This is a genomic window from Qipengyuania vulgaris (genome assembly GCF_009827325.1).
GTDB lineage: Bacteria > Pseudomonadota > Alphaproteobacteria > Sphingomonadales > Sphingomonadaceae > Qipengyuania > Qipengyuania vulgaris.
Map to the genome: position 1 here is coordinate 395,470 of NZ_WTYC01000001.1, position 20,829 is coordinate 416,298.

The window sequence follows — 20,829 nt, forward strand, 5'->3', positions numbered from 1 at the left end:
CCGGTCTCGGCAAACTCGGCTGCGATAATTCCTAGTCGCAGTCGAGTACGTCGAGCGCCTGTGCATTGCCGATGTCCTGATTCTGCCGGGCGCGGACGTTGAACGCGCTTTCGTGGCGGATCTGACGGGCGGCGATCCAGTTCGGACCGACCAGCGGCTGGTAGTCGTAAGTCACTTCGACGAACATCACTGCAGTGTTGTCGGCGGCGGTCATCTTCTTGGGGCCCTTGCCTACGCCTTTGGACAGACTGTTGTCGCTTCGGCCCTTCCCCTGTTCGCCATAGGCCGGTTCGATGTCGAGTTCCCCCCAGCACCGCTGCCAGTGAATCATCTGGCCCTTCTTGCCACCATTTCCTTTGTTGTCCTGCAGCGATGACAGCACGACACGGCCATTGTCCTCGAACTCCAGATTATCGCCTAGCACTTCCGCCCCTGCGAAGACCTCGTAGATATTGGCCTCGTCGACGGATGTGGGAATGCGTCCGGCGTTGTCTGCCACGGTCATGGCGATCTGGTTGACGCGCATGTGCGCCAGAGCGAAATTCGACAGTTCGAGCCCGCCGAGTATCAGCGCCAGCAGGACCGGCGCGACCATGGCGAATTCCACCATCGCCACCCCTTCGGTGTCGTGCGCCAGTTCGTCCTTGATCAATCTGCGCATCGTCATACTCCGCACAGGACCGGCGGCAGGGCCTGGTCGGCATAGGGCTGGTTACGCACCGCGCTGCTCGCCTCGAGGGCGATCGTGCCCGACCCTCCAAGGAGTTTGCTGACGGGGAACAGGCGCGGCATCGTCACGCGGGCGTGGTAGAATACCACATCATTCGCGCCGCCAACCCCACTGCGCCCGGTATCGAGATCATACTCGCCATTGGCATTCAGATCCTCGAAGCAGTCGTCTTCCGCCGCGTCGTAAATGCCGTCGCCATTGTTGTCCGTCAGCAGCTTTTCGGGATTTCCGATACCGCTGAAGTCATAGAAACTGCTGATGGTTATGGTGTATTCGGCGCCCGGCGCGATCGGATCGACCCGCTCCTTCACCGTGTTTTCAATCCGCTCTTCAAGCGTCGTTCCGGCAGCGGCAAAAGCCGGGTCCTCGACGCTGGCACGGCGCGCGCTGTCTGCCAGCGCACCCTGCAATTGCGATCGAACATAGGCGTGATGCGAAAGGTCGGAGCCTCCCAGCAGGATCACGAAAAACGGGATCGAGATAAGCGCGAATTCAACCGTACTTACCCCGCGCGTGTCGCGCTTCAGCACCCGGGCGAGAAAGCTCTTCATTCTCATCGCGTGAGCCTCAGATTACCGATCCCCTGGCCGATAGCCGCGAAGACCTCTTCGAGATCGCTGCCGTCACTAATAAAGAAGTGATCGCCGCTGGTGGCGCAGGGTTCGATATCGGAAGTGCTTCCGACATCCAGCGCGATGACCCAGATCGTGATGCCCATGGACTTGGCCACCGAGCAGGCATCGGAAAAACGCGCGAGATGCTTCGCATCCTGCGAACCCCAGCCCTGCGTGCGCCCTTGCAAGTCCTCGATGCCATGAGCCGAATAGAGAGTTCCGCCAGTATCGAGTTCGCCATCGGTCATGAAGACGATGTGCTGGTTGACGGGGATGATGCCAATCTCGGTCGGGTTGTCGCCCGCATAGAAACCGGTCCGCGAAATGAAGCGCGCACCCCAGAGCATGCCGATGTCATGGTAGGTCCCCCCGGTCACTCGGCTGGTCGCACTTGAAATCGCGGTGTTGAAGGCGAATTCGTCGCTGTAGGTTTGCAGGCGCGTGGACTCTGCTGGGCAGCCCATTTGCACCCAGTTGTTTCTGATATTATAGAATGTTACGCCGCCGCTCGTCGTAGCTGATCGTCTGGTGTGGCTACGCGGTGAATACCGGCCGAACTGCAGTTCGGTATCGGCGGCGTTGCCGGCCCGGGTGTCGATATCGGCACGGGTGATCGTATCAAGAATTTCGACAGGCGTGGCAGCTTCTCCAATGCTCGGGCGTTCTTCGATGCAAGCCTCTCCGCTGTTCCGGAAATGCTCACGGTTGCTGCCGCTATTTCCCGAATAGCTTCCCCAGTTCTCCTGATTGACATGGACGGTCTTGCTCGTGGTCCAGCACCCCCATCCGTTGCAATTCTCGCCGACGAATTCCTGCTCCAACAGGATATCCCGATTGACGAGGCTGCGCCCGACATTGACCGTGTGCGAATAGGGCACGATGCCGTAACGCGTCTGCGAATTGGGGGCGTCTGCCAATGCGCGGTAGAGCCCGGATGCGCCGTCCCTCAGGGAAACGATCTTCGCATCACCCCACCAGACGGCACATCCGCCATCGATCCGGTTACGTCCAGCACGAGCACGATATCGTTATGCGCCTGATCGCGCTTGGCATCACAGTTAACGCTAATCGGCAGTGTTTCGAAACCGAAGATCGCCATGATCGAGGTCGGGACATCGGCCGATGCGGTGGCTACGAGTTCCTGCCTGTCATCGGGGTTCTGCTCCAGATCGAAACGCACGTTGCGAGCATTCGCGCTGGCCGATGTGAAATTGAAGTCGAAGAATTTCTGCGCTTCGTCCCGGTTGCCCTTTTTCAGGTCCGTTCCCTGCATCGACTGCCGGCCCGCCAGCACCGCGGAATCGCATGCGTTCTGCAGCTTGGCTTGCGCCATATAGGCAACGCTGAGATCGACCGCGCTGCCCACCAGTATGGTCAGCGGAACCAGCGCGGCGGCCGTCAGCATGAGTGCGTTGCCAGCGGTGTCGTCCGCCAAACGGCGGAGAAAGGCCCCGGTCCTGATCATTGCTGCGTCCCCACCGGCTGCGACGCCGGGAGATCGTAAATCCCGGCATGAAATCACGGTCGGGGATAGGAAAATCCCCTTACCAAAGCGTAAATCCGGCGGGTAAACAGCCTGGTAGGGTTATGAATTGCTTAGCAAAAGCACAGAAAACCGGTGATGTCGCATCTTCCTTTCGCGGCTGTCTCCACCGAAAGCTTTACGCCACCGACCATTGTTCGCCCAGCACCAGCGCGGCATAGAGGACCACCCCGCCGAGGAACGGCAGGAAGTAGCTCTTGCGCTCTTCCGGCAGTTCTTCCTTGAGCACCAGCAGCACGATCCCGCCCGCGACGAAGGCGAACAGGCCCCCGATGGCGATCTGCGGCAGGCCCACCAGCACGCCCAGCAGCCAGCCGACCAGCGTCGCCCCCGCCAGCACCCAGCGCCCGCGTGCATCGTAGATTTCAGGATGATGCGTCCGCGTGCCGAAATCGGCGGTCACGAAATGCAGCATCATGGCGGCGAAGAACAGCACGAGGCCCGCCGGGGTCTGGTCCTCGCGGTGGTTGAGCAGATAGGCGATCATCACCATCAGCAGCGCGCTGGCCGCGATATGCAGCCAGAATACCGGGTGGTGCGGCCGGTCCCGCCCCTCCGCCTGCTTGCGTGTGTCGCGCGAAGCAGACAGCGCCCTCTCCAGCCCGTAAAACAGCGCGAGCCCCGCCAGCGAAAGCGTATAGACCAGCGCCTCGGCAAGTTGGGCGGGCAGGCCCGTCGCCCGCTCGAACGTCCCGGCATGCGCGCCGAGTTCGGGCATGATGTGAAGAAAGACGTATCCGACCGCCACCCCGCCCGCAAAGGACAGCCACTTGCTGCGCGGCGTCCGGTCGAGCCAGTGCAGCCGACCCACGAAAACGTGCACCGCGCAAAAGGCGAGCGCCATGAGGAAGGTGATGAGGGTGGCGGGCATCGCTCCTGCCTAGTCCACCCTCCGGGGTTGCAGCAAGCAGCCTAGTCGGTGGACAATGCTGCCATTACCTCTGCCCAGGACACGAGCTTGAAGTTCTGTGCCTCAGGTTCGTTCGCGCCATCCTGCGCCACGAACAGCCCGCCGGGATAGAGCGAACCGAAGCTGCCCGAAGCCAATTCGATACCGTCGGTTTCCTCGGTACTGCCGAATGTTCCGGCGGCGATGCGAAAGCGGCCCACGGGTGTCATCTCCGGCAATTCGTAGACGGCATAGGTGTTGTCGCCCTGACTCGACGCGACGAGCATTCCGCCGTCTTCGCCCTGCGGATAGATCGCCAGCCCCTCTACGTCAGCGACCAGCATCCGATTGTCGACCCGGGCAACCAGCCTCTTGCTGGCGTCCATGTCCGCGCTGTCCATGTCGAACGCCCAGATACCTGTAACCTCTTCGCCGATGTACAGAGTGCGGGTGCGATCATCGACCACACAGCCTTCGGGCTGGCTTGCTACGCGGGCGACAGCCTCGGTCCGCCCGGCGATCTGCCCGCCGCTTGTCTTCACCACGGTGCGATAGATCACGCCGTTCTTCGGCGCGCTGAAGATCGACACCGAGCCATCCAGTTCGTCCTTGCCGAAGCAGATGCCATAGCCTTCGCCTGGCCCAACCGAGAGGCGGGCAGCCTGGCTTAATGCCCCGGTAGCCGGATCGAGAAAGGCGAGCAGGATATGGGCCGTGGCGATATCACTCCGGTCGCTCGCCGCGACCAGTATGCGTCCATCCTCCAGTTCGGCGAGATCGACGTTGTTCAAGCCGGCACCGTCGAAGAAGGAAAGCTGCCGGCCCTGCAGGTCATACACATGCAGGCCAGCCTTCTTATCGGTCGCGACAATCAGGCTTTTTTCCGGTTTTTCCGGATTGCGCCAGATGGCCGGATCATCGGCGGCATCTTCTGCCGCGGTCCCTACCGGCACGGTTTCGGCCTTGGCGAAAACCGGGACGGCAGGCTCTCCCTGGATCGGTATCGAAGCGCAGCCGCCAGCGATACCGAGGGATGCTAGAACGAAGAGTTTGAATGTGCCGGGCATCAGAACGTCAACCTCACGCCGCCCTTCATAGTCCAGTTGTATTCCTCGTATTGATAGAGGTTACGCTGGCCGCCAAGGTTGTTGTAGGCAAAATACTTGGCGTCGTTGATGTTGATCCACTCGTAGAACAGCTGGATATTGTCGTTCAGACGATATTTCGCGCTCAGGTCCAGCTGGAAGTGGTCGTCGACATAGCGGTCCAGTTCCGGCTCGCGTGCCAGTTCATCCAGATACTTGTCGCGATATGTGCCCGAAAGCCGGATATCGGTCGGCCCTTTGTCATAACCGATCGAGATGTTGCCGGTGTGTTTCGAGGTCGTCGGCAGGGGAATGTCGCGCGGTCCATCGGCGGCTGTCAGCGTGACCGTGCCGTCTCCGTCGGTGAACGTATAGTTCGCCCGTACCACGAACCCGTCCAGGGCACCGGTGAAGGCCTTTGAGGCGCCGAGTTCGAAGCCGAGCACATCGGCCTTGTCACCGTTGAACCAGATCGTCGCCTCATCGAAAGGAACGCCGCGGAAAACGCCGTTGTAAGGGCCGTCGTCTGCCTCGAACACGGTCTCGACGAAGAAATCCTCGATGCTCTTGTAGAAGACCGAAGCGAAGATCGCGCCGTTCGTGTCGAAGTAGTATTCTGCCGCAGCATCGAGGTTCCATGCTTCGGCCGGACGCAGTTCGGGATTGCCGAATTCGCCTTCCCGTTCGCCATCGTCGGCCTCCTCCACGGCAAAGCGCGGAGCCTGCTGGAACGGACCTGGACGCACGATCGAACGATACCCCGCAGCGCGGAGAACCAGGTTGGGCGACGCCTCGTAACGCAGGTTGAGGCTCGGCAGCCAATGATCGTAATCCTTTTCGATCGATGTCGGGGTGACGATTACCGTATCGTCGGTAGCTGTGCTGCCATCGGGAAGCGTGCCATCTTCCTCAACCAGCAGCACATCGTTGCCGGACAGGATATTCGATGTATTCTCGTAGCGCACGCCGCCGATGATCGACAGGGTGGAGCTATCCCAGCGACCGAGCAGATAGCCAGCGAGGATATCTTCCTCGACCACGAAATCCTCGACCGCACTGTCGAAAGTACCGTCGATTTCCTGCAGTTCGAAGCTGTCGAAATTGCCGAAGAAGAAGTCGCTCGCTTGGGTGTATCCCGGCACAGGCTCGATATCGGTTATGCGATAGGTCTGCTCCAGCCCAAGCGCATCGGCCAGCGTGTAATCGTCTCGTTCGTAGAACTCGACCGTGCCGTTGAAGCTTTTTTCGCGCCAGCGACCCTTTGCGCCCGCCTGCACGGTAAATTCGCCGGCGCCCGAAACGAAGCGGCGACCGATATCGAACTTCGCTGCATATTCCTCGTCCTGGCTGTCCGACAAGGCGACGAACTCGACCTCGTTCAGTTCATAAGCCGAAGGGTCGAAGAAGTCGCCCGGGTCGGAAATAATCGAATATTGCGGTAACCGCGGGTCCGATACGTCGAACCCGACCTGCAACCCTTCCCCTTCGTATTCACGCTCGAAGCTGGTCGGATCAAGGCTGCCGTCCTCACGTTCGCTGGATTTCGCCCAGCTTGCCGAATAATCGGCGAACCAGTCGCCCCAATCGCTCTCACCGCCAAGAGCAATACTGCGGATACGCTGGCTTTCGAAGCGGTCCTTGATGTCACGTTCGATCGTGATAGCCTCATCGTCTTCGTAAACCAGGCTGTCGCTGCTGCCGGAAACGCTCGCATCACCGAGGTCGAAGATCAGGCGGCGGCGGAATTCCTGGTCGTCGAACTGGCTATATATGCCGCGCACGTAAAGGCTCGTGCTATCGCCGGCGCGGAAATCGAGGCCCAGGGTGGCGCTGATACGCTCGCGTTCGACATCGTAATCGCGGTATTCGAAATCTTCGAAATAGACCTGCCCGTCTTCCTCGTTCCAGCCGTCGGCTTCGATATTGTCGGTCTCGAAAGTGCGCTTGTAATAGGACAGGCCACCGCTCAGACCGAAGTTCTCGTTCACGCGGTAAGAGAAGTCGACGCTGCCCTTGGGACTGATTTCATCGGCCAGTTGGTTGTAGCTGCCCTCGAGCTTGACGGTGAGCAGGTCCTTGGTGCGGTCGAAGGCGCTGGTCGTCTCGATCTCTACCGAGGCACCGATGGTGTCGGCATCCATGTCGGGCGTCAGAGACTTCTTCACCTCGATGGATTCGATGATGTCGGAGCTGATGACATCGAGCGCCACTGCGCGGATGTCGTTTTCCGGCGAAGGCAAGCGCACGCCGTTGAGCGAGGTCGCGTTCAGGCTGGGAGACAGGCCGCGGATCGACACGAAACGGCCTTCGCCCTGATCGTTGAGCACATTGACGCCCGGCAGGCGGCGCAGGCTCTCCGCAACGTTCTGGTCCGGGAACTGGCCGATGGCATCGCGGGACAGGACGTCGGAGATCACGTCGTTCTCGCGCTTGCGCGAAAGTGAGCTGGCAAGGTTGGCGGCTTGGCCGATGACCAGGATTTCATCGTCGCTACCGATGCCAGACAGGCGCAATGTCGCGCCCACCGTTCCTGCTGCCGGGACCTCGATCTTCTGCGTGACCGGGTCGGCGCCCACGTAGCGTACTTCGAGCGTGTAGGTGCCCTCGGGCACATTTGCGAAACGGAAAGAGCCGTCGCGTTCGGTCGACACTGTGCGATCCAGTTCGACGATACGAACTTCGGCTGCCCGCAGTGCAATCGTGTTATTGGCATCGGTCACCGTGCCGGTGACATCGCCGGCAAACGCAGGTGCCGCGACGCAAAATGCGACCACGCTCGCAGCCAGCTTGAGAGAATTTCGGGTTGTTTTAGTCATAGGTGCCCTCCAGTTGGAGGCGCGTCTAGGACCGGCGTTTGACGCAATCGTGTCGCTTGCGGGACGAAATCAAGACATTGTGACGCTACCGTTACAGGTACCCGGCAATGGATTGATTTTCCTACACCGGATCCCTCGTGATAAAACGAGCAAAGACTCTTTCCTCTCGTCCATTCCCGTCAGGCCCGCTTCAGGTCGGGGTTCGCCCGCAAGCCGACATTCGCGGCCGGCAAGCCGACACGGCGCGCCTCCAATCCGACAGTCGGCACTTATAAGCCGACAAAATTCCACCCCAAGCCGACGCCGATTGCCGCAAGCTGACGCCCTTTTTCGCAAGACGACAAAGTTTAGCCCCTGGACCGTGTAACACCCGGTCCATGTCTCCCCACTTCGCCCCTGTAGTCAAAGACGGTATCATTTGTTACCTGCCCCCTCATGCAGACGGGAACACTCATATCGCTCGCCCTCTATTTCATCGCCATGATCGGCATCGGACTGTGGGCGTGGAAGCGCTCGACCGATACGTCCGAAGGCTATCTGCTCGCCGGACGTAACCTGCATCCAGCGGTCGCGGCGCTGTCTGCCGGGGCTTCGGACATGAGCGGCTGGCTGCTGCTCGGCCTGCCCGGCGCGCTCTTTGCCGCGGGGCTGGTCGAAGCCTGGATCGGCATCGGCCTCTTCCTCGGCGCACTGGTCAACTGGATCGTGGTGGCGCCCCGCCTGCGGCGCCAGACAGAGGATCTGGGTAATGCGCTGACGATCCCCGAATTCCTCGCCAACCGCTTCCCCGACAAGGCCGTGGCCCTGCGAGTGGTGTCGGCGCTGATCGTGGTGGTGTTCTTCGCGGTTTATACCGCGGCGGGCCTCGTCGGCGGCGGTCTGCTGTTCGAAACCAGCTTCGCAGGCATCCTCCCGGACTGGGGGATGAGCGACTACATGTCGGGCATCTGGATCACCGCGCTGGTGGTTCTGGCCTACACCATGGTCGGCGGGTTCCTCGCCGTCAGCCTGACCGACTTCGTGCAGGGCTGCATCATGGTGGTGGCGCTGGTGCTGATGCCGCTGGTGGTCATGTTCGGCGCGGGCGGCGAAGCCGGCGGATCGCTGAGCGACGTGCCGGTCGAAGGCTTCCTCAGCCTGACGCAGGGGCTGACGCTGCTCGGCTTCATCAGTGCGGTGACCTGGGGCCTCGGTTATTTCGGCCAGCCGCACATCATCGTGCGCTTCATGGCGATCAGCACGGTCGAAAAGGTCAAGGCCGCGCGCAATATCGGCATGACATGGATGGGGGTCGCCCTGATCGGCTCGATCGGGATCGGCATAGCGGGCCGCGCCTATGTGGAGCGTAACGGCATCGTGGTGGACAATCCGGAGACGATCTTCATCGTGCTGGCGAACCTCCTGTTCCACCCGCTCATCACCGGCTTCCTGCTGGCGGCACTGCTGGCAGCGATCATGTCGACGATAAGCTCGCAATTGCTGGTGGCGTCGAGTTCGCTGACCGAGGACTTCTACAAGCTCTTCCTGCGCAAGGATGCGGGCGAGCGGGAAAGCGTCAACGTCGGGCGCGTCTGCGTGGCGCTGGTGGCGCTGGCGGCTATCTGGGTCGCAAGCGATCCCGAAAGCCAGGTGCTCGGCCTCGTAGCCAACGCCTGGGCGGGCTTCGGCGCGGCCTTTGGCCCGCTGATCATCCTTTCGCTGGTGTGGGACAAGATGACTGGCTAGGGTGCGGTGGCAGGCCTCGTGGTCGGCGCGGGCACGGTCGCGGCATGGATCGCGCTCGGCTGGAACAGCCAGCTGCCGGGCCTCGACGGGGGGCTCTACGAGATCGTGCCGGGCTTCATCGCCGCATGGCTGGCCATCGTGCTGGTGAGCAAGGCGACCTACTCCGCGCCGGAAGCACGAGCGGCCTGAACTTACGCAAGGGGCTTGTCTCCGCGGCAATCCCGCGCCTAGTCTGCCCTGAATAGACGGAGGGTGAGATGGCGAAGATTACCGGGCTCGGCGGCGTGTTCTATGTGGTTAAGGATCCCGAAGCCACCCGGGCGTGGTACCGCGACGTATTGGGACTGGATGGCGAATACGGGCCGCAGCTCAACTGGTCCGAGGAAACCGGCGAGAAGCCCTATTCGCTGGTCAGCCATTTCAAGGACGATCAGTACATCCAGCCCGGCAAGGGCGGCTTCATGATCAACTTGCGGGTCGACGATCTCGACGGTTTCGTCGCGCAGCTCAAAGGCGCGGGCGTCGATGTGCTCGACAGCGTCGATGAAGGCTATGGCAAGTTCGCCTGGCTGCTCGATCCCGACGGGGTGAAGATCGAACTGTGGGAACAGGTGGAAGCGCCCGCATGACCAAAAGCGCATTCGTTTCCGGTTCACCAACATCGCCTTAGGCTCACTTCATGCGCCTTGCTCCATTTGCCGCCATAGTCCTGACCTCGGCACTCGCCGGTTGCGGCGTAGCGCCGGATACGCGTGAACCGGCAGCACGCGCGCCAACTTCGGGGAGTGGTTCGGCCAATTGGGAACGACCGCAGGCGCGGCAGTGCGTAACCGAACTGGGCCGGTCAGGCTCGCAGTTCGCCCCCCTTCCCGACCGGATGTATGGTGCCGGTTGTTCGACGCTCGACAGCGTCCAGCTCGACCGGGTCGGCGGAGATCTCGGCCCGCTCACTGTGACCAATCTCGGGCCGCTTGCCTGCCCGCTCGCGAACGACTTCGCGGCTTGGGCGCGCTACGGTGTCGATCGCGCAGCCCGGCAGATCCTCGGAAGCCCGCTGGTGCGGATCGAGACAATGGGCAGCTACTCCTGCCGCAATGTTGCCGGGACCGGGCGGCTCTCGGCCCATTCCCGGGCAGAAGCCGTCGACATCGGCGCTTTCCTGCTCGCTGATGGCAGGCGTATCAGCGTCAGGGACGGCTGGAATGCCAGTGCGAAAGAACGCGAATTCCTGCGTGTCGTTCATCGTAGCGCCTGCAAGCGTTTCGGCACCGTCCTCGGCCCTGATTACAATGCGGCGCACCATGATCATCTGCACCTCGAGCAGGGGGATGGGAGTTTTTGCCGGTAACCGATCCCCCAGCGCTTTCGCCCTAAGCGGCGCTAGCCTGTCTTGCGGCGTCCAGACCCGCTTCGATGCAAAGTCGGACCGCTTCGGCGGGATGGTGGGCACCGAGCTTGCTCATCATGTTGGCCCGGTGGATCTCCACCGTCCGCGGGCTGATGCTCAGCTCATGCGCGATCATCTTGTTGCTGCGTCCTTCCGTCAGCCAGTCGAGCACTTCCCGCTCGCGCGGGGAAAGACCGGCAATTCGATTTCGGGCGTCGGCCATCTTGCGACGGGCCTGGATATAGGCCTGTGCTTCCTGCAGAATTCGCACGACCGCCTTCTCTAGCCGATCCTCGCACAGAGGCAGACGAAGATAGTCGAGAGCACCGCCCCTGATCGCTTCGACGACCCGGCGCGGCCGTGGATCGTCGGAAGTCACAACGACCGGCAGCCAAATCCCGCGGTCGGAAAGGTCGCGCATCATATTGGCGGGCACTCCGCTGCCTTCGTCGCGGAGCACGACAATACCTTCTGTCGGCGAAGCTTCAACGAGCTCCGTAATGGTGGAATATATCTCGCAGTGATGGCCCATCGTGAAACCGAGGCGCGATTGCTGAGCGCGTGATTGCGAAGAGCTATCGACGATGTGAAGAGTGGTGTGCTTGTCCATTGGCAAAGGATGCACGAACAAGCAGAATTCGCATTCCGCAAGATTACCTAGCCATCAAAAATATCAATCAAAGATATTCGTTATCAGTGCTTTAGTAGACCTAACCATCAGGAATCCCGGTAGGTAAGAACACCTAAGTCCACACGGGTTCCGTAAAATTACCTAGTCGTCCTCGCGATAGAAACTGTAATCGGGGAGCGAATGGAAAGCGTTCTTGAGCGCATCGCCCCAACCGGTGGATATCACCTGGAAATAGCTGTCGTCATGGGCGACGCGGTGCTGGTGTCCGGCTTCATAGGTATCGCGCTCGATCACCTGGAGATCGAGCGGCAGCCCGACCGACAGGTTGGCCTTCAACGTGGAATCGAAGCTGACCATCAGCAGCTTCACCCCATCCTCGAGGCTCATCTGCCGGTCGTAGCCGCGAATGATGATCGGACGGCCGTACTTGGTTTCGCCGATCTGGAAGAAGGGCGTGTCGAGGCTGGCCTCGATGAAGTTCCCTTCCGGATAGACCATGAACAGACGCGGCTCCATGCCCTTGATCTGTCCGGCCACGATGATCGAGGCAGTAAATCGGCCCCTGCCTCTCGTGCCGTTCGCCTCCTGCCGTTCACCGATGATGTTCCGCATGAGCTTGCCGATCTCGGTCGCGACCTGGAACATGGTGGGCGATTTGAGCAGTATGTTGCCGCGCTCGTCGGGTTCCTTAGTACGTTCTTCGAGTTGGCTGATCACAGCCTGCGTGGTCGCCAGATTGCCCGCCGTCATCAAGGTGATGATGCGCTCGCCCGGGATTTGCCAGGTGAACATCTTGCGAAACACCGAAATGTTGTCGACGCCCGAATTGGTGCGCGTATCGCTCATGAGCACCAGGCCCTTGTCGAGCTTCATTCCCACGCAATAGGTCATAATAGTCTTTCGTTACTGCTGCTGCACGTGCTGCTGCTCAACCTCGACATCGACCTCCAGAACCTGCTGGGTATTGCCGAAGCTGATGCCGGTGACGGGAGAAGCGTCGCGATAGTCTCGTCCCGTGGCGACGCGGACATATCGCTCGTCAGGGCTGATTCCGTTGGAGATGTCGAAGCCTACCCAGCCCAGATCCTCGACATAGGCCTCGGCCCAGGCATGGGTTGCTTCCTGCTCGATACGATCGTTCATCATGAGGTAGCCGGACACGTATCGCGCTGGCACATCGAGAGCGCGGGCTGCGCCGATGAAGATATGCGCGTGATCTTGGCAGACACCGTTTCTCGCTGCGTAGCTTTGTTCGGCGGTGGTGTTCCAGTCGGTGGTCCCGATCTTGTATTCCACCCTGTCCAGCGTGTTGCGGGAAAGTTCATGCAACATGTCGAGCCGCTCGCCCTCGTACTTCCTCAATTCGCCCACCAGTTTTTCAATACCTGGCCCCGGCCGCGTTAGACGCGTCTGCGAAAGGAAGCTCCACAGCGGCAGGTGCCCTGCGTGTCTGCCGATCACCCCTGCATGGTCGTGCGTGTCGACCATTCCGCTACAGGTGATTTTAACCTCGCGCACATCCGGCTCCACCCCGACCAGCGTCGTGGTGTTGTGGTGCTGATCTTCGTAGGTCAGCTCCTCATGGGCATTCTCGTATTCCATTTCCCATTCGAGAATTTCCTGCCCTTGCGTCGCCTTCGGCGTCAACCGCAGGCGTTGAAGGGCATGAACGACCGGAGCATCGAACAGATATCGGGTGGTGTGGCGGATCGAAAGGCGCATCAGGCAAGGAACCTGTAATCAGTGGCGATAGCTTCGCCGATGGCAGAATTGGACTTGGTGAAATCGATAAGGAACTGATGGAGTCCCTGCTCGAAAATCTCATCGATACTGAGATCGTTGAGACGAGTATCCGCGTCCCGCATCAGAGCATTGCTCTCTCCTTCAGCACCATGAAGACGTGCCAGTGCGGCAAGGTTTTCCCGTAGAGCCGAATGGCAGAACGCCAAGCTTCGCGGGAACCGATCGTCGAGGATCAGGAATTCGCAAATCCCGCGCGCGTCGATCTGTCCCGCGTGCAGCCATCGATAGGCACGGTCGCCAGAAACCGACCGCAGCACCGTGTCCCATTGCCCCGTGTCGAGGCTCGAGCCGACGTACGAGAGCGAGGGCAGTAGCAGGTAGTATTTGATGTCGAGAATGCGCGCGATGGAATCGGCGCGCTCGATAAAGGTGCCGGCACGCGCGAAATGGAAACCTTCATCACGCAGCATCGACCCGGACATCGCGCCATGGGCGAGCGTACCCGCACGGCGGATCGTCGCCACTGTATCCAGCACCCGGTTCTCACCGACAGGCTTCGAGAGTTGCTCTTCCACCACGAGCCAGTTTTCGTTGATGGCTTCCCACAATTCCCCGCTGATGGCGTTTCGCGCAAGCCGCGCGTTCTGGCGAACGAGGCCGAACATGGACAGGATGCTGGCCGGATTGCCCTTTTCCCGCAGCATGAAGTTCCATGCCTGCATACCAGTGTAGCTGGCATGCTTCGCCTCATAGCTCGCTTTCTGTCCGGAAGTGGCAATGACCGAACGCCATTCTTCTTCCGCAGTGACGAGATCCCGGGTCAGGGCCATGCGCAGCCCCGCGTCCAGCAGGCGCGCCGTATTCTCCGCCCGCTCAAGATAGCGGAACATCCAGAAGAGGCCGTTGGCGGTGCGTCCAAGCATATCAGTCCTTCAGCACCCAGGTATCCTTGGTGCCGCCGCCCTGGCTGGAGTTCACGACCAGCGATCCATCCTTGAGCGCCACGCGCGTAAGACCGCCGGGCGTGATATCGACCTTGTCGGGCGAAACGAGCACGTACGGCCGGAGATCTACGTGTCTCGGAGCGAGGCCTTTCTTGGTGAAGATCGGACAGGTCGAGAGCGAAAGTGTAGGCTGCGCTATGTAATTTCCCGGTCTCTCGACGAGCTTGGCCCGGAATTCCTCGATTTCCTTCTTGGTCGACGCGGGTCCGACCAGCATCCCGTAGCCCCCCGATCCGTGCACTTCCTTCACGACCAGTTCTCCGAGGTTGTCGAGCACGTACTTCAGGCTGTCCGGATCAGCGCAGCGCCAAGTTTCGACATTGGGCAGAAGGGGCTTTTCGCCGGTGTAGAATTCGACGATTTCCGGCATGAAGGAGTAGATTGCCTTGTCGTCGCAGACGCCGGTTCCGGGTGCATTGGCAATGGTGACCTTGCCCGAACGATAGACATCCATGATGCCCGGCACACCCAGCACACTATCCGGGCTGAAGGTCAGGGGATCGAGATATTCGTCGTCTACCCGGCGATAGATCACGTCGACCGCCTTGTAGCCGCTGGTGGTACGCATCGCGACCCGGCCATCAACAACGCGAAGGTCGCTGCCTTCGACCAGTTCCGCACCCATTTGGTCGGCCAGAAAAGCGTGCTCGAAATACGCTGAATTATAAATCCCCGGCGTGAGTACCGCAACGACAGGGCGGTCGCCCGAACATTGTGGGGCACTGGCTGCGAGGCTCTTCGCCAGACGGCGGGGATAATCCGAGACGCTTTCCACCGGGCAACGCAGGAACAGCTCGGGGAACATGGCCATCATCGTTTCACGATTTTCCAGCATGTAACTGACACCCGACGGAGTCCGTGCATTATCCTCCAGCACATAGAACTCGTCTGGCCCGGTCCGCACGAGGTCGATCCCGACGATATGGGTATAAACGCCGCCCGGCGGTGTGAAACCGACCATGTTGGGCAGCCAGGCATCGTTATGTCGGAGCAGGCGCTCAGGCAGTCTACCCGCCCTCACAATCTCCTGCCGGTGATAGAGATCGTGCATGAAGGCGTTAAGCGCGCTGACACGCTGCTCGATTCCGCGTGTAAGTCGGCGCCATTCGCCCGCGCCAATGATGCGCGGGACCATGTCGAAAGGAATAAGACGTTCTTCCGCCTCATCCTCGCCATAAACATTGAAAGTGATCCCGGTCTTGCGAAAATTCGTTTCCGCTTCGGAATGCTTGCGACGCAGCAGTCTCTGGTCCTGCCCGTCATACCACTTGCAATAGTCGGCGTATGGGGGGCGCACCGTTCCGTCGGGCTGCCGCATTTCATCGAAGAATTCGGCTGCGCCGTTCATGGATCCCCTAAGTGTCCGGTAAACGCCAGGCAGGACGCCTAGCTGTCTTACCAAACTAAAGGGTTCAGGCGCGGTCCAGTTCCGAAAGAAGCGCGGACATGGCCTCGTTTGTCAGGACGAAACCCATGTGCGAACAGCGCAGCGCGACTGCGCGGTCGCGTTCACCGGGCCTTCCGCAGGCACACTTCGGTGCCACGATCCCGTCTCTGGGACTCCACATGGCAACGGTTTCCACCGGCGGCTTTTCGGATACCACGGTATCGATTTCCGGCTCGTCGACACGGTGACCGGCTATGGCCTGATAAGCACGCCAGCCATTGTTCGCGCGCGGACTACCCGAAAAGGGCGAACCCATCGTTACGACCTTTGCCACCTTGTCGGGATGCTTCTTGGCCAGTTCGCGCGCCATCACGCCGCCAAGACTCCAGCCCACCAGCACGAGCGGTTCGCCCTTGGCCTCGTGCAAGGCGAGCAGCCGGTTCTCGACTTTCTCAAACCGGTCAGCGGTCGCCCCCAGATTATAGCCGAGGCCCCACTTCTTCGCGGTGTGCCCGGCCTTCTCCAGCTGCTTCGCCATCCAGCGCATACGGATGGGATGCGCACCGAAGCCGGGCAGAAGCATGACGTTCTTCGGGTGTCTTGCTTCGGCAATTTCGAGCGGCGAAAGCCGCCGCCTTATCGTTTCGATCGGCCAGAGAAATTCGCGCAGCAGAAGAAGCGCCTTCGGACCGCGCACCTCGTCAGGGCACGGCTCGGCCGCCAAAGCTAGGCGCCGCCCCCACTCCTGACGCGCTTCATAAAAAGGTAACGTTGCCATCGTTTGGCAATAATGCACCGCCCTCATGGCGGGTTCCTGAACGCGGGATCGTATTCAGGTCAGGCGCAATCGCCCGTTCGCGTCATGCCGACTTTCATCGTTACGGCCTTTTCCTCTCCGTCCGCGGTAGGTTCGACGACATTCATGGTCATTTCCGATTCCGTGCCGGTCGAGGTCGTCTGCATCGTCACCTTGGCTTCGCCATTCTCAGCCTTGCAGGTCATCTCGCCGCGCATGCCATCTGCATCGGAAGTCATGCTGTCGATCGTGCAGTCGCCGTTCTGAATCGTCTCGGCGACGCCCATCATGCCTTCCTTCGCCTCTTCTTCGTTGAGACAGCGCGGCGGAGCCATGCCGCTCATCGAGGAGAAGAATTGCTTGGCCTGAGCGATCTCCTCTTCGCTCATGGTGGGATCGGTCAGTTCGATGAGTTCCATGCTCATGGAGTATTGGCCCGGCTCCAGCGGGCGCACCTTGGCAACCGCCTCGGCAGCTTCTTCGCTCGAAACCGTGCCATCCCCGTCGGCATCGACTTCATCGCTACCCGACGAGCAGGCGGCAAGGGCGATGGCAGCACAGGTGACGGTAGCGAAACGAAACATGAAAATATCCTTCGAAAGTTTACGCGAGGCTAGCAACATCGCGGGCCAGCGCAACAAGCGTTGCACCCGTGCGACACGTTCCCCATATGTGCACGCATGGCCGAACTCGTCATTCGCAGAGGACTGGAAGAGCCGGATACCACCGGTGAGTTCGTCCCCCACAAACCTGCGCGTCCCGAAAAGTCGATGCCGGGAAGGCCATTCAAGCTCGTCTCCGAATATACACCTGCGGGTGACCAGCCGACGGCGATCAGCGAGCTGGTGGGTTCGGCGCGGGAAGAAGAGCAGACCCAAGTCCTTCTCGGCGTGACGGGTTCCGGCAAGACCTTCACCATGGCCAAGGTCATCGAGGAGTTGCAGCGCCCGGCCCTGATCCTTGCGCCCAACAAGATTCTCGCCGCGCAGCTCTACGGCGAATTCAAGAGCTTCTTCCCCGAAAACGCGGTCGAGTATTTCGTCAGCTATTACGACTATTACCAGCCCGAAGCCTACGTTCCGCGCTCCGACACCTATATCGAGAAGGAAAGCTCGGTAAACGAGGCGATCGACCGGATGCGCCACTCGGCCACGCGCGCCCTCCTAGAGCGGGACGACGTGATCATCGTGGCCTCGGTGTCCTGCCTATACGGTATCGGTTCGGTCGAGACCTATTCGGCGATGATCTTCGACATCAAGAAGAACCAGACGGTCGACCAGCGCGAGCTGATCCGCAAGCTCGTCGCCCTCCAGTACAAGCGGAATGACACCGCCTTTGCGCGCGGCAATTTCCGGGTACGCGGCGACAGTCTCGAAATCTTCCCTTCGCACTATGAAGACATGGCCTGGCGGATCAGCTTCTTCGGTGACGAAATCGAGGAGATCAGTGAGTTCGACCCGCTGACGGGCAAGAAAGGCTCCAGCCTCGAAAAGGTGCGCGTCTACGCCAATTCGCACTACGTCACCCCCGGCCCAACGATGAAACAGGCCGCCGAGGCGATCAAGTTCGAGCTGACCGAGCGACTCAAGGAACTCCACGAGGAGGGCCGCCTGCTCGAAGCGCAAAGGCTCGAGCAGCGGACCAATTTCGACCTCGAGATGATTGCAGCCACCGGCAGTTGCGCCGGGATCGAAAACTACAGCCGCTTCCTTACCGGACGCCTTCCCGGCGAGCCGCCGCCGACCCTGTTCGAATACCTGCCCGAGAACGCGCTGCTGTTCGTCGACGAAAGCCACCAGACCGTGCCGCAGATCGGCGCAATGTCGAAGGGTGACCACCGGCGCAAGATCACGCTCGCCGAGCACGGATTTCGCCTGCCGTCCTGCATCGACAACCGCCCGCTACGCTTCAACGAGTGGGACGCGATGCGCCCGCAGACCTTTGCGGTATCGGCCACTCCCGGCACGTGGGAAATGGAACAGACCGGCGGTGTCTTCGCCGAACAGGTCATCCGCCCCACCGGGCTGATCGACCCGCCAGTCGAGATCAAGCCGGTCGAGGATCAGGTTCAGGACTGCATCGAGGAATGCAAGAAGACCGCCAAGATGGGCTTCCGCACACTTGTCACCACGCTGACCAAGCGCATGGCGGAAGATCTGACCGAATTCATGCACGAGGCTGGCGTCAAGGTGCGCTACATGCACTCCGATGTAGAGACGCTGGAGCGCATCGAGCTGATCCGCGACCTCCGCCTTGGCGTTTACGATGTGCTGGTGGGTATCAACCTGCTACGCGAAGGGCTCGACATTCCTGAATGCGGGCTCGTCTGCATCCTTGATGCCGACAAGGAAGGCTTCCTGCGCTCGGAAACCTCACTGATTCAAACCATCGGCCGCGCCGCGCGTAATGTCGAAGGGCGCGTGATCCTCTATGCCGACAGAGTGACCGGCTCGATGGAACGCGCCATCGCGGAAACCGACCGCCGCCGCGAAAAGCAACGCGCCTATAACGAAGAACACGGCATCACGCCGACTACGATCAAGCGCAACATCGCCGATATCGTCGCTCATACCGCGTCGCAGGATGGTGTCACCGTCGACACCGGCGACGACGAACGCAACAATCTCGTCGGGCATAATCTGCGCGCCTATATCGAGGACCTCGAGAAACGAATGCGCGCTGCCGCTGCTGATCTCGAATTCGAGGAAGCCGGGAGGCTGCGCGACGAAATTCGCCAGTTGGAAAACGACGAACTCGGCTTGGGCGACGGAGAGAAGAAGGCGCCGCGCGTAGGGCGCAGCGATGCGGGCCGCCCCGGCACGCGCAAGACCCGCTATGGCAAGACGCGTTACAAACGGATGGGCGGCAAACCCTGATCGACAAGCGCATTTGACGCGCTTCGCCCCGCTTGTGCATAGGTCCGGCACATGAGGGGACTGAACATGATATCGAACCGCCGCCTGATCGCCCACCTTGCCGCCGCCAGCGCCCTTGCGCTGACACCGCAGGCCGTTTCCGCTCAGGAAGGCGAAGGCTCCGAAGCAAGCGCTGCAGAAAACATCGATCCGCAGGTCAGGTCACGCGAACTGACAGGCACCTTCGGCGGACAGCGCATGTCCTATACCGCCACCATTCGCGAGAATGTGCTGGAATCGGATGATGGCAAACCCGAAGCGGTGATGGTCACCACCAGCTATGTAAAGGATCCGCGCGACAGCTCGCGCCCGGTATTCTTCATCTACAACGGCGGTCCCGGTTCGGGATCGGTGTGGTTGCAGATGGGGGCCTGGGGCCCGAAGCGCGTGGCCATACCCTCCGATGCGCGGGACGACGGCGCGCCGCCTTATCCCCTTGTCGATAATCCCGACAGCCTGCTCGACGTGGCCGATCTCGTTTTCATCGATCCCCCGGGCACAGGCTTCAGCTATCTCACCAAAGGGACCGATCCAGAGAAATATTACGGCCTGCGGCAGGACGCACGGGCCGTGGCCCAAATCATTCGCCGCTGGATCAACGATAACGGGCGCTGGAACAGCCCCAAATACCTTGGCGGCGAAAGCTACGGCACCAGCCGCACCGCCATGGTCGTGGATGAACTGGAAGGCAGCACCTATAACGACGTCGGTCTCAACGGGCTGATCCTCGTTTCGACCATCCTCGATTTTGCCGGCCGGGAGCCCACGCCGGGCAACGAGATGGCCTATATCGTCACGCTGCCCAACATGGCCGCCGCCGCCTATTACCACGGCAAGGTAGAAGCCCCTTCGGTGGAAGCGATCGCCGACGAAGCGCGCCAGTTCGCCATCGGTCCCTATGCGACCGCCCTGCTCAAGGGACAGGACCTGCCGGATGCAGAACGCGCCGCAGTTCGCGCCGAACTTGCCCGGCTGACGGGCCTTTCGGAAACCTATCTCGACAATGCCGACCTGCGCGTGACCTCGCAGCGTTTCTACAAGGAACTGCTGCGCGACCGCGGACTTACCATCGGCCGTCTGGACGCGCGTTATACCGGCCGCGATTTCGACAATGCGGGTGAAACGCCGGACAACGATCCCAGCTTCTACGGAATCGACGCGGGCTATACCGCCGCCATCAACCAGTGGGCGCGCGAGACGCTCGGCTTCGAAACCGACCGCGAATACCAGTCTATCGGGCGCGAACCGGGCCAGCACTGGGACTGGTCTCTCAGTGGCCGCAACGCCTATCTCAACGTCGCACCTTTTATTGGCAAGGCTATGCGCGAGAATTCGCAGCTGCGCCTGTTCAACGCGCAGGGATGGTACGATTTCGCCACCCCTTTCTTCGGGGCGGAATATTCGCTCAATCGCTTCGGCATCCCGCAGGACCGGTTGACCTTCGAATATTACGATGCCGGCCACATGATGTATATTCGCGACGAAGACCGGGCAAAACTATCCGCGGATCTCCGCGAATTCATCCGGGCGCGTTGACGATGCTGAGGCGATGCGCATAGCAGCG

General features: G+C 60.8%; 18 protein-coding genes and 1 pseudogene. 5 read left to right on the top strand and 14 right to left on the bottom strand.

Annotated features, from left to right (window positions below; translation table 11 throughout):
- Positions 1-31: 31 nt before the first annotated feature.
- The 7 genes from GRI69_RS02030 to GRI69_RS02060 form a co-directional block, all read right to left on the bottom strand.
- Entirely contained in the window at positions 32-661 is a 630-nt protein-coding gene (locus tag GRI69_RS02030; protein ID WP_237452889.1) for a TadE/TadG family type IV pilus assembly protein, read from the bottom strand.
- Positions 662-663: 2 nt separating this feature from the next.
- Positions 664-1,287, bottom strand: coding sequence for a TadE/TadG family type IV pilus assembly protein (locus GRI69_RS02035; protein ID WP_160726643.1), 624 nt, complete (start codon positions 1,285-1,287; stop codon positions 664-666).
- Complete coding sequence (locus tag GRI69_RS02040) at positions 1,284-2,261, bottom strand: vWA domain-containing protein (protein ID WP_160726644.1); 978 nt, start codon at positions 2,259-2,261, stop codon at positions 1,284-1,286. The genes GRI69_RS02035 and GRI69_RS02040 overlap by 4 nt, the downstream gene beginning before the upstream one ends.
- 29 nt (positions 2,262-2,290) lie before the next feature.
- Positions 2,291-2,809: a TadE/TadG family type IV pilus assembly protein gene (locus tag GRI69_RS02045; RefSeq protein WP_160726645.1), complete on the bottom strand. Its 519-nt coding sequence runs from the start codon at positions 2,807-2,809 to the stop codon at positions 2,291-2,293.
- Positions 2,810-3,005: 196 nt separating this feature from the next.
- Positions 3,006-3,758, bottom strand: a complete 753-nt coding sequence (locus GRI69_RS02050) for a hypothetical protein (RefSeq protein ID WP_160726646.1) — start codon at positions 3,756-3,758, stop codon at positions 3,006-3,008.
- 41 nt (positions 3,759-3,799) lie between these two features.
- Entirely contained in the window at positions 3,800-4,843 is a 1,044-nt protein-coding gene (locus tag GRI69_RS02055) for a phytase (RefSeq protein WP_160726647.1), read from the bottom strand.
- Positions 4,843-7,677 carry a TonB-dependent receptor gene (locus GRI69_RS02060; protein WP_160726648.1) on the bottom strand — a complete coding sequence of 945 codons (2,835 nt, stop codon included), beginning with the start codon at positions 7,675-7,677 and terminating at the stop codon, positions 4,843-4,845. Before GRI69_RS02060 ends, GRI69_RS02055 begins: the two co-directional genes overlap by 1 nt.
- A gap of 435 nt (positions 7,678-8,112) precedes the next feature.
- On the opposite strand from GRI69_RS02060, the pseudogene putP reads away from it, so the two are divergent.
- The 3 genes and pseudogenes from putP (at position 8,113) to GRI69_RS02075 (ending at position 10,750) form a co-directional block, all read left to right on the top strand.
- Positions 8,113-9,591 (top strand): annotated as a pseudogene (gene putP, locus GRI69_RS02065) (sodium/proline symporter PutP).
- Positions 9,592-9,659: 68 nt separating this feature from the next.
- A complete protein-coding gene (locus GRI69_RS02070) occupies positions 9,660-10,031 on the top strand; it encodes a VOC family protein (protein WP_160726649.1) in 372 nt (123 codons plus the stop codon).
- 50 nt (positions 10,032-10,081) lie between these two features.
- A complete protein-coding gene (locus GRI69_RS02075) occupies positions 10,082-10,750 on the top strand; it encodes an extensin family protein (RefSeq protein WP_160726650.1) in 669 nt (222 codons plus the stop codon).
- Positions 10,751-10,772: 22 nt separating this feature from the next.
- On the opposite strand, the gene GRI69_RS02080 is transcribed toward GRI69_RS02075, so the two are convergent.
- From GRI69_RS02080 to GRI69_RS02110, 7 genes are all read right to left on the bottom strand, one after another.
- Positions 10,773-11,399, bottom strand: coding sequence for a response regulator transcription factor (locus GRI69_RS02080; RefSeq protein ID WP_160726651.1), 627 nt, complete (start codon positions 11,397-11,399; stop codon positions 10,773-10,775).
- A gap of 162 nt (positions 11,400-11,561) precedes the next feature.
- On the bottom strand, positions 11,562-12,311 hold the full coding sequence (locus GRI69_RS02085) for a proteasome-type protease (protein WP_160726652.1): 750 nt from the start codon (positions 12,309-12,311) through the stop codon (positions 11,562-11,564).
- A 12-nt stretch (positions 12,312-12,323) separates the two neighbouring features.
- The gene (locus GRI69_RS02090) at positions 12,324-13,142 is read right to left on the bottom strand and encodes a transglutaminase family protein (protein ID WP_160726653.1); all 819 of its coding nucleotides are present in this window, start codon (positions 13,140-13,142) and stop codon (positions 12,324-12,326) included.
- Positions 13,142-14,086, bottom strand: coding sequence for an alpha-E domain-containing protein (locus GRI69_RS02095; RefSeq protein WP_160726654.1), 945 nt, complete (start codon positions 14,084-14,086; stop codon positions 13,142-13,144). Before GRI69_RS02095 ends, GRI69_RS02090 begins: the two co-directional genes overlap by 1 nt.
- A gap of 1 nt (position 14,087) precedes the next feature.
- Positions 14,088-15,515 carry a circularly permuted type 2 ATP-grasp protein gene (locus tag GRI69_RS02100; protein ID WP_160726655.1) on the bottom strand — a complete coding sequence of 476 codons (1,428 nt, stop codon included), beginning with the start codon at positions 15,513-15,515 and terminating at the stop codon, positions 14,088-14,090.
- 64 nt (positions 15,516-15,579) lie between these two features.
- Complete coding sequence (locus tag GRI69_RS02105; protein ID WP_237452892.1) at positions 15,580-16,359, bottom strand: esterase/lipase family protein; 780 nt, start codon at positions 16,357-16,359, stop codon at positions 15,580-15,582.
- Positions 16,360-16,391: 32 nt separating this feature from the next.
- Positions 16,392-16,934, bottom strand: a complete 543-nt coding sequence (locus GRI69_RS02110; protein WP_160726657.1) for a DUF3617 domain-containing protein — start codon at positions 16,932-16,934, stop codon at positions 16,392-16,394.
- Between the two features lie 96 nt (positions 16,935-17,030).
- Here GRI69_RS02110 and uvrB point away from each other — a divergent pair, with 96 nt between their 5' ends.
- Positions 17,031-19,226, top strand: coding sequence for an excinuclease ABC subunit UvrB (gene uvrB / locus GRI69_RS02115; RefSeq protein ID WP_160726658.1), 2,196 nt, complete (start codon positions 17,031-17,033; stop codon positions 19,224-19,226).
- A gap of 66 nt (positions 19,227-19,292) precedes the next feature.
- On the top strand, positions 19,293-20,801 hold the full coding sequence (locus GRI69_RS02120; protein ID WP_202391781.1) for a S10 family peptidase: 1,509 nt from the start codon (positions 19,293-19,295) through the stop codon (positions 20,799-20,801).
- Positions 20,802-20,829 lie beyond the last annotated feature (28 nt).

Coding starts and splice junctions, on each gene's coding strand:
- GRI69_RS02030 (WP_237452889.1), bottom strand. CDS start 661: ATGCGCAGATTGATCAAGGACGAACTGGCGCACGACACCGAAGGGGTG.
- GRI69_RS02035 (WP_160726643.1), bottom strand. CDS start 1,287: ATGAGAATGAAGAGCTTTCTCGCCCGGGTGCTGAAGCGCGACACGCGC.
- GRI69_RS02045 (WP_160726645.1), bottom strand. CDS start 2,809: ATGATCAGGACCGGGGCCTTTCTCCGCCGTTTGGCGGACGACACCGCT.
- GRI69_RS02050 (WP_160726646.1), bottom strand. CDS start 3,758: ATGCCCGCCACCCTCATCACCTTCCTCATGGCGCTCGCCTTTTGCGCG.
- GRI69_RS02055 (WP_160726647.1), bottom strand. CDS start 4,843: ATGCCCGGCACATTCAAACTCTTCGTTCTAGCATCCCTCGGTATCGCT.
- GRI69_RS02060 (WP_160726648.1), bottom strand. CDS start 7,677: ATGACTAAAACAACCCGAAATTCTCTCAAGCTGGCTGCGAGCGTGGTC.
- GRI69_RS02070 (WP_160726649.1), top strand. CDS start 9,660: ATGGCGAAGATTACCGGGCTCGGCGGCGTGTTCTATGTGGTTAAGGAT.
- GRI69_RS02075 (WP_160726650.1), top strand. CDS start 10,082: ATGCGCCTTGCTCCATTTGCCGCCATAGTCCTGACCTCGGCACTCGCC.
- GRI69_RS02080 (WP_160726651.1), bottom strand. CDS start 11,399: ATGGACAAGCACACCACTCTTCACATCGTCGATAGCTCTTCGCAATCA.
- GRI69_RS02085 (WP_160726652.1), bottom strand. CDS start 12,311: ATGACCTATTGCGTGGGAATGAAGCTCGACAAGGGCCTGGTGCTCATG.
- GRI69_RS02090 (WP_160726653.1), bottom strand. CDS start 13,142: ATGCGCCTTTCGATCCGCCACACCACCCGATATCTGTTCGATGCTCCG.
- GRI69_RS02095 (WP_160726654.1), bottom strand. CDS start 14,086: ATGCTTGGACGCACCGCCAACGGCCTCTTCTGGATGTTCCGCTATCTT.
- GRI69_RS02100 (WP_160726655.1), bottom strand. CDS start 15,515: ATGAACGGCGCAGCCGAATTCTTCGATGAAATGCGGCAGCCCGACGGA.
- GRI69_RS02105 (WP_237452892.1), bottom strand. CDS start 16,359: ATGAGGGCGGTGCATTATTGCCAAACGATGGCAACGTTACCTTTTTAT.
- GRI69_RS02110 (WP_160726657.1), bottom strand. CDS start 16,934: ATGTTTCGTTTCGCTACCGTCACCTGTGCTGCCATCGCCCTTGCCGCC.
- uvrB (WP_160726658.1), top strand. CDS start 17,031: ATGGCCGAACTCGTCATTCGCAGAGGACTGGAAGAGCCGGATACCACC.
- GRI69_RS02120 (WP_202391781.1), top strand. CDS start 19,293: ATGATATCGAACCGCCGCCTGATCGCCCACCTTGCCGCCGCCAGCGCC.